12 protein-coding genes are annotated in these 12,612 nt (G+C 40.6%); 11 read left to right on the forward strand and 1 reads right to left on the reverse strand.

Going from position 1 to position 12,612, the window contains the following annotated elements; translation table 11 throughout:
* The first annotated feature begins 141 nt into the window (after nucleotides 1–141).
* The 10 genes from ACTNES_RS15645 to ACTNES_RS15690 all read left to right on the forward strand — a co-directional run bounded on the left by ACTNES_RS15645 (nucleotide 142) and on the right by ACTNES_RS15690 (nucleotide 11,178).
* Entirely contained in the window at nucleotides 142–882 is a 741-nt protein-coding gene (locus ACTNES_RS15645; protein WP_441040056.1) for a LytTR family transcriptional regulator DNA-binding domain-containing protein, read from the forward strand.
* Nucleotides 883–1,142: 260 nt separating this feature from the next.
* The gene (locus ACTNES_RS15650; RefSeq protein WP_128868090.1) at nucleotides 1,143–1,982 is read left to right on the forward strand and encodes a substrate-binding periplasmic protein; all 840 of its coding nucleotides are present in this window, start codon (nucleotides 1,143–1,145) and stop codon (nucleotides 1,980–1,982) included.
* On the forward strand, nucleotides 1,979–3,490 hold the full coding sequence (locus tag ACTNES_RS15655) for a hypothetical protein (RefSeq protein ID WP_441040058.1): 1,512 nt from the start codon (nucleotides 1,979–1,981) through the stop codon (nucleotides 3,488–3,490). The genes ACTNES_RS15650 and ACTNES_RS15655 overlap by 4 nt, the downstream gene beginning before the upstream one ends.
* Nucleotides 3,491–3,815: 325 nt before the next feature.
* Nucleotides 3,816–4,649: a hypothetical protein gene (locus tag ACTNES_RS15660; RefSeq protein WP_118610352.1), complete on the forward strand. Its 834-nt coding sequence runs from the start codon at nucleotides 3,816–3,818 to the stop codon at nucleotides 4,647–4,649.
* Nucleotides 4,650–4,716: 67 nt separating this feature from the next.
* Nucleotides 4,717–5,805: a DUF4428 domain-containing protein gene (locus ACTNES_RS15665; RefSeq protein WP_441040060.1), complete on the forward strand. Its 1,089-nt coding sequence runs from the start codon at nucleotides 4,717–4,719 to the stop codon at nucleotides 5,803–5,805.
* Nucleotides 5,806–6,025: 220 nt separating this feature from the next.
* A complete protein-coding gene (locus ACTNES_RS15670; protein WP_441040062.1) occupies nucleotides 6,026–7,693 on the forward strand; it encodes a histidine kinase N-terminal 7TM domain-containing protein in 1,668 nt (555 codons plus the stop codon).
* Nucleotides 7,648–9,033, forward strand: a complete 1,386-nt coding sequence (locus tag ACTNES_RS15675) for a sensor histidine kinase (protein ID WP_441040064.1) — start codon at nucleotides 7,648–7,650, stop codon at nucleotides 9,031–9,033. The genes ACTNES_RS15670 and ACTNES_RS15675 overlap by 46 nt, the downstream gene beginning before the upstream one ends.
* Nucleotides 8,981–9,607, forward strand: a complete 627-nt coding sequence (locus tag ACTNES_RS15680) for a response regulator (RefSeq protein ID WP_441040066.1) — start codon at nucleotides 8,981–8,983, stop codon at nucleotides 9,605–9,607. The genes ACTNES_RS15675 and ACTNES_RS15680 overlap by 53 nt, the downstream gene beginning before the upstream one ends.
* 88 nt (nucleotides 9,608–9,695) lie before the next feature.
* Nucleotides 9,696–10,595, forward strand: coding sequence for a hypothetical protein (locus tag ACTNES_RS15685; RefSeq protein ID WP_441040068.1), 900 nt, complete (start codon nucleotides 9,696–9,698; stop codon nucleotides 10,593–10,595).
* A gap of 58 nt (nucleotides 10,596–10,653) precedes the next feature.
* Nucleotides 10,654–11,178: a hypothetical protein gene (locus ACTNES_RS15690; protein ID WP_055199793.1), complete on the forward strand. Its 525-nt coding sequence runs from the start codon at nucleotides 10,654–10,656 to the stop codon at nucleotides 11,176–11,178.
* Nucleotides 11,179–11,291: 113 nt separating this feature from the next.
* Here ACTNES_RS15690 and ACTNES_RS15695 read toward each other — a convergent pair whose 3' ends face one another.
* Nucleotides 11,292–11,897: an outer membrane protein assembly factor BamB family protein gene (locus tag ACTNES_RS15695; protein ID WP_196049205.1), complete on the reverse strand. Its 606-nt coding sequence runs from the start codon at nucleotides 11,895–11,897 to the stop codon at nucleotides 11,292–11,294.
* A gap of 449 nt (nucleotides 11,898–12,346) precedes the next feature.
* Between ACTNES_RS15695 and ACTNES_RS15700 the strand changes: the two genes are divergently transcribed.
* Nucleotides 12,347–12,529 carry a hypothetical protein gene (locus tag ACTNES_RS15700; RefSeq protein WP_441040070.1) on the forward strand — a complete coding sequence of 61 codons (183 nt, stop codon included), beginning with the start codon at nucleotides 12,347–12,349 and terminating at the stop codon, nucleotides 12,527–12,529.
* Nucleotides 12,530–12,612: the final 83 nt, after the last annotated feature.

A 12,612-nucleotide genomic window follows, 5' to 3' on the forward strand; every position in this document is an offset into this window, starting at 1 on the left:
TGGATGCTCTTTTTTCATTCACTTGATAGGTGAAAAGCAATATACTGTTAAAACACAGTAACTATGCGGCTTTCAGCCGGTTTCACGGCTGTTCCGCGAATAATCTAGGTTAATATAACTTCAGACAGAAAAAATGTAACTTTGGATTCAGATATGATTCTTTATATTATAATGCACGGAAAAATTGCAGAGATTCATATTGTAGGAGGGAGAGTATACGAGACGCGGGTTGCCTTGAAAGATCTGGAAAGAGTATTGAAGGAAGAATTTGTAAAAATACATAGAGGCTGTATTGTGTCTGTAAAGGCTGTTCATGATGTGACGGATACGGTGAACCTCAGCCATGGAGAGGAATTGTTGTATACTGTTCGTAAGAAAAAGCAAATAGTGTCTGAAATTCAGGAAAAGCAGAAAAAAATGATTCATGCTTTAGGAAAAAAAGATATTCCGGCTACGGAAGAAGAATATCGCTGTCATTATAGTTCTTTTGAATATCTGCCCATTGCATTTACGGACATAGAAATGGTATTTAATGAAGAAAGACATGCGGTGGACTGGATTTTCCGTTATGCAAATCAGGAACTTGCCAGATTAGAAAAGTTTCCGCTGGATCAGTTACTGGGAAAATCTTTTGGCAGTCTGTTTGCCAATATGGATTCGAAGTGGCTTCGAAGTTATGAACGTGCGGCACTTTATGGAGAAGTATTGGAACTTATGGATTATAGCCCGGAAATAGACACAAACCTGAAAGTAATTTGTTTTCCTACCTTTAAGGGGCATTGTGGCTGTATCTTGTTTGACCTGGATACGATTAAGGCAGTTAACAGTAGTAGTAATGTCCATCGAATATGGGATAGATACCTGAGAAACCATACAAAATAATCAGAGCAGTAAATAATTGTAGACATGAAAGTATATGAAATGTATAATCTGTATCAGAAGCTTTATTGACAGATTTATAGGAAGATCAGTCAAAAATCTGAGATGTTTATGAAAAAAGTTCCTGTAAAAGTTTTTTACGTGGAACTTTTTTTGCATCGTTTCGATGTTTATCGGAATCGGATAAGCCCTCTGTTTCAATTGAGGAAAGATGGTTCTGACACGCAGGTTATGAAACAGTAATAAATGGAAAGGAACTGGATATGAGAAAAAATCGAAAGAATGACTCCCATACCCGCAGAAAAAGAATTTGTATTGCAGCACTTCTTCTGGCAGGCAGCCTTATACCGGGAGGATGTGGAATAAAGAAAGAGAAAACATCGGACAGTGAACTGCCGGAGATTGTTATCGGAATAGATTATTTTGAACCTTACAGCTATCAGACGAGTGATGGCGAGTATAAAGGTATTGATGTGGAACTTGCAGAGGAAGCCTTTCAGAGGCTGGGTTATCAGCCTGAATTTGAGAAGGTTGTCTGGGAAGATAAAGAGAAACTTTTGTCAGATGGAACAATAGACTGTCTGTGGAGCTGCTATTCCATGAATGAAAGAGAAAACAAATATCAGTGGGCAGGACCGTATATGTACAGTCGTCAGATGGTGGTTGTAAGAGCCGAGAGTGAAATCCGGACACTTCAGGATCTGAAAGGGAAGAGGATTGCAGTTCAGGCGACTACAAAAGCAGAAGATCTCTTTCTTCATAATATAAAATCAGATCTTCCGCATGCAGAACAGGTGAACTGTTTTTCTTCGTCGAATGAGCTTTATGCTGCACTTAGAAAAAATTATGCAGATGCGATTGCGGGACATGAGGCAATGCTTGGCAGTCTGATACAGGATGGCAAGGGCGCTTACCGTATGCTGGAGGAAAGTCCTTATAAATCAGAACTTGGAATTGCTTTCAAAAAAGGAACTCACGAAGAATTGGCAGAAAAGCTTACAGAAACGCTTACAGAGATGCAAAGTGAAGGGATTACAGAAAAAATAGTTACAAAATACGGATTGGATGCGGACGAAACTCTGCCGGGAGGAGAAAGTAAATGAGCAGACAGATAAGAAGGCAGATACCGCAGAAACAGAAGAAAAAGAGGGTCGACATAAATGCGTGTTTGCTTGTGTTTATTCTGATTTTTTCCGGAATACTGACTTTTCTTCTGCTGACAGCGAGAGATAATAATAGGCTGAACAGTACTCTGGATGAGACCTTTGATTTTGTAAAAAACCGAATTGAAAGTTATGAGATTTATAACACCAATGATCAGGTGAAAAGCCTGGTACGTCTTTTGGACAAAACAACAGAATTAAGCAGAGTCATAGAACAGGAAGGAAATCTCAGTACAGAAATGCTGGACGAATATGCCAGGGAACAGCGCCTGACAGGAATCCTTGTACTGGATCAGAATCTGAAGGTGACAGAACAGAGTGCAAAAGATGGAGATACTATGTCGCTGTGGCAGAAGCTGATCAAAAGTGATTATGTACGTGATATTGCAGAGCATCCGGAAAAGACTTATACCACTCGTCTGAGAAATAAAGGAAAGATCTATGATTTTGCGGCAGTGGCAAGACAGGATGCTGCAGGTATCCTGATCACATATGCGCAGAAGGAGGAAGTAAATGAGCTTAACGGAGATCTGACGATGGCATCGTTATTTTCTGACTTTCCTTTTGAGATGAATGGAAGTGTTGTGATCTGTGATGATGATAAGGTTGTCAGTACAAACAGACAGGAGCTGACTGCCCGCTCTATAGAAGAAGCAAAAAGCCAGTATAAAAATAAATTTGAAGCAGATGAGAATGGAATTGTCCATCTTCATTCAGAGGAAGGAAAATGGTTCGGACGTCGGGAGAAGATCAAAGACTACGATGCATATATCTTTTTCCCGGAAAGTCAGGTGTACATCACACGAAATATTATATGTGTGATTTATGTGCTGCTTGCGCTGCTTCTTTTCTTACTTTACCGGGTGAGCAGGAGCAGAACAGAAAAGAGAAGTATCCTTCAGGACCAGAAAAGACTTCGGGTGATTAATGCACTGGGGCATGCATATTCCTCGATCTCTCTTGTGAATCTAAAAACAGAGGAAATCGAAATCCTGAAATCTTCAGAGAATATGAAGCCGGATCAGAAAGGGGATGTGCTTTCCAAAGCGCATCAGGAAGAACTTATAAGGCAGGTGATTGCAGAGCCATTTCAGGAGGCATATTGGAAATTTGTCGATATAAGTACGGTGGCAAAGCGTCTGGAAGAACGTGAAACGCTGAGTTTTACAGCCCGGACAGTGAATGAAAGATGGATGACAATGATCATTGTGCCACAGGGATATGATAAAGATGGGAAACTGTGTACAGTTCTGGTTGCGAATCGTGATGTGACAGAAGAAAAAGAACGTGAGATTGCGCAGGATAGGAATCTGAGAAATGCACTTGCGGCTGCAGAACATGCGAACAGGGCGAAAACTGTGTTTCTGAATAATATGTCTCATGATATCCGCACGCCGATGAATGCGGTTATTGGATTTACTGCGCTTGCATACCAATCATTGCGATGACTGCCAATGCTTTTGAAGAAGACCGTAAAAAGGCAATCAAAGCGGGTATGAACGCTCATATTGCCAAACCAATCAGTGTAGATATAATTCTGGAAAATCTGGAGAGAATGCGCCAAAACAGAAAGTATTTTAATGAACCTGCTGAGAAGAGTTAAAAACTTTTCAGCAGGTTTTAATTTATCCAAAAAATTACATGCATACTGTCAGAAGTGCTAGTGTAAATATCTGAGCGTTCACGTATAATGTAGATAAACAAAAAATCTTCTCACAAAATTAAGTAAAAAAGAGTCCGAGCAGTACATTAAAAAAGAAAGGAGATGTTTGTATGAGTAAAAAAATGAGGTTGTGGATGGCAGGAACAGTAGGAGTCTTAATGGCAGGCTTTATGAGCGTAAGTGTTTATGCCCTTGAAGAAAAGGATGTTATTGGAACCTGGTATGTAAATGAGCTTTCTATGGGCGAAGGTGCATCCTTTCATCCGGGGGCAATGGGAATGGAAGTGACCGTGGACATTAAAGAAGACGGTAAAATGGAAACAACAAGTTCTGTTTATGGGGAAGAGCCTGAAGTAGATGAATCAGAGTGGAAAATAGAAAATGATAAAATTTTGATGACTCATAATGATCAGACAGAAGAATGTGAGTACAAGGACGGTAAGATAACCTTAACAGCAGATGGAACGACAATGATCCTGAGTCAGGAAAAGGAAGAGTATGAGCCTTATGTACCGGGCAAACCGGTAGAAAATCCAACCATGAAGGATTTTGAAGGAGAATGGAGCTGTACTCTGATGGAAGCATTTGGAATGCAGATGCCGGTTAATGCTGACTTTACAGGATTTGAAATGAGTATGTCTGTGGAAGACGGAAAGGCTGAAATTATCTTAATAGAGAGCGGAGAAGAGACAAAAGTAGAACTTCAGGGCGACGTGGAAGGAAACGCACTGGTATTAAAGGCTGTAACAGAGGATGAGGCAGGAACTATGTTTTTCAGTCTTGATAATATGAAGTTCAATTTACTGGATGATGGAAAACTGTGTTTGATAGCAGAAGACGATGCAGAGGAATCTGATGACGGCGAAGAAGCAGATGATTCTGAAACAGGTGAAGTTGATTTTTCCGTAAAGACATATTTTGAAAAAATAATTGTTACAGAATAAGGTAAAATACTGCCGCACCATTCCGGTGAGGCAGTATGGGTTTTCAGATAAAAAAGGAGGATAGGGTATGGGATTATTTGATAAGAAAATCTGTGACATCTGCGGAGAGAAAATTGGGTTATTGGGAAATCGAAAACTGGATGACGGAAATCTGTGTAAGGATTGTGCGAAAAAATTATCACCATGGTTTGAGGAGCGGCGGCATAGTACGGTAGAGGATATCAAACGCCAGCTGGAATATCGTGAAAAAAACAAAAAAGCGGTAATGGACTTTTGTATAACCCGTCAGATCAATACCAGAAATTACAATGTTTTTATTGATGATAATAAAGGAAATTTTACTGTTGCACGGAAACTGGATGTCAATGAAAACCCGGACATAGTTCCTTTATCAGCCATTGTACAGTGCAGAGTTGATGTAGATCAACAGCAGCATGAGGAAACATATACAAAGGATGGAGAAACTGTAAGTTATCAGCCACCGGTATATAAATATGAATTTGATTATACCATGCGTATTAAAGTGAGAACCCAGTGGTTTGATGATATGGATTTTCGCTTGAATACTTTCTCTATAAGCAGTGATAACAGAAGGGAATTGATGGAAGTGGAGCAGACTGCTTATCAGATTATTGCGGCACTGACACCAAATGCAGCGGGAATGCAGCCCGGAATGCCAGGAATGAACATGAATGGAGGGATGCAGCCCGGAATGCCGGGAATGAACATGAACGGAGGAATGCAGCCTGGGATGCCGGGAATGAACATGAACGGAGGGATGCAGTCTGGGATGCCCGGGATGTCAGGAATGAACATGAATGCGGGAATGCAGCCTGGAATGACCGGGATGAACATGAACGGAGGGATGCAGTCTGGGATGCCCGGGATGAACATGAATGTGGGAATGCAGCCCGGGATGCCCGGAATGAATATGAACGGAGGGATGCAGTCTGGAATGCCGGGAATGAACATGAACGGAGGAATGCAGCCCGGAATGTCCGGAATGAACATGAACGGAGGAATGCAGCAGACGGGAATGTCAGAAACGAATATGACCGGAGGAATGCAACAGAATAACAGTTCGTGGAGATGCCAGTGTGGTGCAGAGAATACCGGAAAGTTTTGTGAATACTGTGGTCAGCCAAGACCGTTTTAAGTAATGATTAAACAGAGTGGACATAATTGTTCACTCTGTTTGTGATAAAAAGCTCTGAAAATAGATGATTTCTCTAAAAACTATATGACAAAATGGTGCTTTATAGTATAATTATTACAAAAATGGATTAGAGCGTATTTGAAAAATCATTCCTGCAAATTGTGACGCACATCTTGCGTAAAGCATTTTTCAAACCCGCTCCGGTAAGAGAGGAACTTTCATGACATACAGTAAAAAGAGGACTCTGTCATATGGAGTGATTCTGATAAGTGTGTTGCTGGCTTATTTCTGCAGGCAGGTGAGAACGGAAAATGTTTTTATGAGAAATCTGGCAGATCAGTGTCGTAGCTGTATTTATCTGGGAATGTACTGTGCCTGGGTGATTTATCTGGGAAAGCATGTAGTACATAAAAAAACGCGCAGATGTCTGACTGCAATTGGCTGTCTGATGGTATTCTGGTTCTTTGTGCGGACAGTAAAATTTCATATTTTTCATGATCCTCTCGGAGAACATATCTGCTGGTATCTATATTATATTCCCATGATTCTGATTCCGGTTCTGGGTTTGGCAGCAGCAATGTTTTTGGGCGAAAAGGAGGAAGAGAAAACGGTCAGAAAGGTTATAATTTTATTGACCGTGGCAGCGATATTGATCGTAAGTGTTTTTACAAATGATTTGCATCAGCTGGTATTTCGTTTTTCCAAACAGCCCCCATTTTCGGATAAAGATTACAGTTATGGTATTGTTTTTATGGTGATTCAGGGATGGATCTTGATCTGTCTGACAGGGATGGAAATCATTCTGATCAGAAAAAGCAGAATTCCGGGAAAGAAACAGTTCTGGCTGCCGGTGATTCCGGGAATATTTCTTCTGGGATGGAATATCGGAAATATACTCCGCCTGCCTTTCATCAAAATCATTGCAGGGGATATGACGGCAGTGTGCTGCCTTTTAATGGCGGCAATTTTTCAGGGTTGTATATTATGTGGATTGATACAGACCAATAATCGATATTTTGAATTATTCCAGACTTCCGGAGGACTGGATGCAGAGATTACAGATTATTCTTTTCTGCGCTATTATCATTCCGGCGATTTTCCCGAGCTGTCGCCTGAACTGCGTAAAATCATAATAGACAGATCATCAGTACAGGAACAGGGAATCCGGATTAACCATATTCCTATAAGGGGAGGACATTTGTTTTGGTCAGAGGATATTTCGGTACTGCTGGATCAGTATCAGGATATTCGGGAACAGCAGGAGGAACTGACTGCCAGAAACCGTCTGTTACAGAAAGCTTATCAGAAAGAGGCTGAGCGGAGAAAGACAGAAGAACAGAACCGTCTGTTAAATATGATACAGAATCAGACAGCAGGTCAGCTGGAATTGCTGTCACAGTTTATGGAGGAGCTGGAACGGACAGAATCAAGGGAACAATATGATCGGATTCTCGGTAAAATTGTAGTTGTTGGTACGTATTTGAAGCGGAGAAAGAATCTGGTGCTGACACAATATGCATCAGATGGAAATCTGCTTACAATGGAAGATCTCAGACAAAGCCTGGCGGAATCCTGTGACAGCTTAAAATTATGCAGGATCCGGGCTGCTTACTACGTGGAAAATGTGGATGTGCAGATGAATGCAGATGATATACTAAAATGCTATGACACCTTTGAATGGCTTGTGGAACGATTGCTTGATATCATGCAGTCTGTTTTTTACCGTGTGTCGCAGATTGATGATGCTCTGCGGATTTCAGTTCATATTGTATCAGAGGCGGATCTGCGTGGATTCATGTCGGAAAGGCCGGAATTAAAAGTGCAGCAGGAAGATGAAAACGAATGGTTTATCAAATGTATCGTCTTCAGAAAGAGAGGCGGAAGATGATCAGTTTTGTGGAATGCAGTATGGCAATACAGAATGTTCTGATGATTCTTCTTGAAATCTGCATGATTCTGGAATTAATCCTCCTGCTGGTAAGAATCACCTGCTTTTCCGGGAAAAAGAAAATTGTAACGGCAGTGGCTGTCTTTGTTGTTTCTTTTATGTTTATGGGCGTTCTGATGAATGATCACAGATATTGCCTGGGAGAAAGTTCCTATCAGCCAATGCTTCAGGGTTATCCGGTCAGTGTTTTAATGGCAGTAGTTATGGGATTGGTGCTTTATCTTTGCAGAGCAATCTGGAGAGAGAGACGCAGATATCATCATTCCCTGTCTTACTGGTCTGTGAATGAGGCTGTGAATGACGTTCCCTGTGGAGTCTGTTTTTCGGATCCTTTTGGAAGGATTGTTTTGTGTAATACCAAGATGCAGGAGCTGAGCAGAATCATGACAGGTTCTTATCTGCAGGATTATGACGCATTAAGGAAAGCAATGAGTGGGGAACCTGAATCGGAAGGTCTTTGCAGATTGAGCAAAGACAGTAATGTGTTTTATTTTCCTGATGGTTCCGTCTGGATGTTTCAGGAATATAGTCTGCAGGAGCCGGATTGTGCAGGATATCTGCAGACAGTGGCAGTTAATGTATCAGAAATTTATTACAATGGTGAAAAAATCAGGGCAAACAATGAAAAGCTGGAAATCCTGAATCATAAGCTGGAGGAAATGTACGAAAAAATCGGAGATAAAATCAGAGAGCAGGAGACGCTTGTCATGAAAATGCAGGTTCATGACAATTTTGGACGAAGCCTTCTGTCAATACGCAGAATACTGGAAAGAAAAGAAGATCCGGATAAAATGGATAAACAGTTGTCTGTATTGAAACATCTGGTTTATATTCTTACCGGTTTTGCTGTTGAGAGTATGGAAGAAGTATATAAGGATACGATCAGACATGCAGAAGAACTTGGAATTTCAGTTCAGATCAGTGGAAACTTTCCCATGCATCCATCTTACAGGCTGCTGACAGACAGGGCAATTCGTGAATGTGTGACAAACTGTGCCAGACATGCCCATGGCAGTACTGTTTGGGTGAAGATAGACAAAAATGCAGATGAATATAATATTCAGATTACCAATGATGGAGAGGTGCCTGACAAAAATGCAGAAGAAGGCGGTGGTTTATCTGCGCTGAGAAAGGCGGCTGAAGCAGGAAAATGCAGGATGCAGGTTTCTTTTTCCCCTGAGTTTTGTCTGATATTGAAAATGCCTCTGACAGAAAGGATGGGATTCGATGGTACGGATACTGATAGTAGAAGATCAGAAGATCATGCAGAAGTATTTTGAATATATTATTATGCAGGAGCCGGAATTCCGACATGTCCAGACGGTTTCGGATGCACGTGAAGCTGTAAAAATCTGTGATTATTCGGCAATTGATCTTGTGATCATGGATGTGCAGACGTTTCATAATCATGATGGACTCAGTGCCGGAAAAGAAATCAGGGAGAAGTATCCCTATACAAAGGTATTGATCGTTACTTCCCTGATCGATCCCAAGGTACTGGAGAGGGCAAAGTGTGGATGTGCAGACAGTCTCTGGTATAAGGATCACGGGGAAGAGGAAATACGAAGTGTGATCCACAGAACCTTAAATGGTGAGCATGTATTTCCGGATGTGACACCGAAGGTGGAGCTTAATTGGATCACAAGTGGCGATATCAGTCCGAGACAGCTGGAGATGCTCCGCCTGTATATCCGTGGAATGTCATATTCAGAGATTGCGCGGGAAATGAAATGCTCTACCTCCGGGGTGAGATGGAATTTTCAGGAAATGATCGTCAGGGCAGGATACAGCTGTAAAGAAGATTTGATAGCGGCTGCACTGGAAAGTAAGTTGATCGTAACTACGTTAAAATAGCAAGCTGATAAACTGCGAAGTTATTCTGTTATGAGCAGAAAGCGAAGTGGAGTGCAAATATCTGTTTGACAAGAAGGGAGATGAGAGTATGAAAAAATATTCGGTTGCCGTATGTGTTTGTGCGGTACTGTTGTCTTTTGGTATCCACGGTGAATGTATGAGAGAAGTGTCTGCCAGAGCACCTGGGGCAGATGAGAATCTGGCAATTCTGCAGGACATTATCAGGGAAAATGAATGTCAGGCCGGAATGGCATTTCTGGGATATACCTATGAAGGTGCAGAGGCAGCAGAGATACTTGAATATACCAGACAGGGAGAAGTGGCAGCTGCTTATCCTTTTTTACAGGATGGAACAGTGGTTGATGCAGGGGGATATGAAGTTTATGCCATTGTCCCGGGGGATGATTGCAGGGTCAGCGTTTATCCGGCTCAGCCTACGGAAGAAGGGGAATATCTGGATGATCTGAACTCTCCATACTATAGGGGACAGGAGAATGAAATCATTATCCTGCGCTGCAATGTGAGTGAGATTCATTCCAATGTGATGGTTTCTGTACAGAAGCAGAATATGAGTGTGCAATACCATCCTATGGTGTCGTTAAAGGATGGACATCTTGCAGCAGAAAACCACTGCTATGATTTCTCCATATATTATAATTGGGATGAGTATGATCCGGAATATAATCCGGTGTATGAGTCAGAGTACGATCCAGAGTGTAATCCGGAGCATGATTCAGCATTGAATATAAAGATTGCCAGAGAACAGCTTTCTAAGACAGATGAAGTCAGCTATTACCTTGGTCTTGGGATGTCTCTGTGGTATACAGATACTGAGGAGTACATTGAGGGAAGAAATTGTCCGGTATTTGTTCTGGGAACGGATCATGAGGATCATTTTACAAAAGAACATTATTATGCAGTAGGAGACAATGTGGTTTATTATTATGATCCGTCAGGTGATGCATGGCTTCTGCTGGGGGCAGGCTGACAGAAGCTTCACCAATATATTATAGAATTTTGATTAATCAGAGAAAGAGGAAACAGACATGAATGATTTTTTGACAGAAAAAAATAAAAAAGCAGGGGTGCTGGGAAAACTGAAGTGGGTTCTTTGTGGCTTCTGCATACTTTTATCCCTGGGAGCCATTGGTGCATCGGAGAAGTATATTGGTGAAGGACGCTGGGGAATGGCAGCAACAGAGATTCTGCTCTGTTTGTTATTTTTATATCCGACTTTCAGGGAAGTTCAGAAAGCATTACGGAAGAAAAAAGCCAGGGAAATTGCCTGCTGGTTTGAATCTTATGCCCAGAATACGGTCTCATTTGAGAAACTTGAGCAGGAGCTGGGAAAAGGTGCAGTAAAAAAACTGGAAAAATTTATTGCCAGGGGATATATCCGGAATATCCAGATAGACAGAGAAGGAAATTATATTATGATTACTGCACCAAACAGACGTGTAAATGAAAAGATTTATATTACAGTTACCTGTACCAGCTGCGGTGCAAAGAATCAGGTAATAAAAGGACGTCTGAGCAATTGTGAATACTGCGGACAGCGTCTTAACTCATGATACAAGTACTGAGAGAGGATTATCAGAAGTGTTCATAAAAAGGAGAATAAAAGAAACAGATGTGTTCAATCAAAAATAGCGGCAGTGTTGCCGCTATTTTTATGAGCTGTAATCTAGGAATACTTCAGTATTTTACCATTTTTTATATTAAAAACTATTTTATGAGTTTTTTCTGATGAATCATCATTATTATTCATTTCATACAGGATGGTCATCTGATTACCGGAAATGCTTATTTTATATGGCCAGTAATTATTGGCTTTGGATGTGTTTGTTTTCCAGAGAATCTTTCCTTTTGTTGATACTTTGTAAACATAGTTATCGTAGTATCCGGTTACATATAGATTGTCATTTTTGTCAAATTTGCAAAGGTGTCCTGCAGGACTGATTTTTTTTGCAGTCCATAACTGTTTTCCGTCTTTTTTTCGAAGTACGACGATTTTTGAACTTTCAAAAACATAAACCTTATCCTTGCGGACAATACATTTTGTCCTTGGAAGCTCTGTAGCAGTATATTTCTTTGTAACGTATTTCCAGACTACTGTTTTCTTTGCATCCAGTCCTCTTACAGTCATGGATTCTTTGGAATTGGAATAGGAAGTTTTGGATTTAACGGTTGTAGCTGCAGGTTTGGCAGCCTGAGTCGGGATTGATATGATCAGTATTGAGAATACAAACAACAGTGACGTCAACAGGATTTGTTGGATTTTCTTCTTCATGTAAACACGCTCCTTTCTGATAAATGAGTAGTTTGGGAATCTTGCAGATATCTTCTTTTTTTAATCATATCATATTTTTTTTAAGTTTGCATTAGCATTTATTTGTATGGAGAGTATCAACAGTAACGAAACGTTACTGTAAACGGAGTGAACAGTAACAACGAAACAGCGTTTCAGCACTTGGGGCTGAAAAATATTTATAAAGTCTACCAATTAATGTATTTTCGTTGTATAATGAATTTATCGTACAGGGTCACTTTCCTTTGTAATGTTTTGTTGCAAATTCCGGCGTGGGAAAATCAACTCTTATCAATGCTGTTCTGGGAGAGGAAAAGGCAACAAGAAAGCAATGGATGCCGTAAAAAATGGTCAAAGATATGAAGTTACTGAAAACACAATATATTTGTATAAGTAACAGGATTACATACAGTTGAAAGTGGGGAATAACTATGAAAAAGAAGAAAAATTTAATCAAAATGTCAGTCATTACCGGATTGTTGCTTACAGGTAGTTCCGTGTTGGGCGGAAGCATTAATGTTATGGCAGCAAATCCTGCAAATTATAAGGATATGACAGAGTATTCTTCATATGAAAGTATAATAAACCTGAATTATTCACGGAACAGTATCTGAACAGATAACTGTGCCATGAATCTAAAAAGTGATCCATGCAGCCATAACATCACTCAATTAACCTGTTAAAAGGGTATAAAATC

The sequence above is a fragment of the Blautia sp. HCP3S3_D9 genome, from assembly GCF_052063845.1.
Lineage (GTDB): Bacteria > Bacillota > Clostridia > Lachnospirales > Lachnospiraceae > Blautia_A.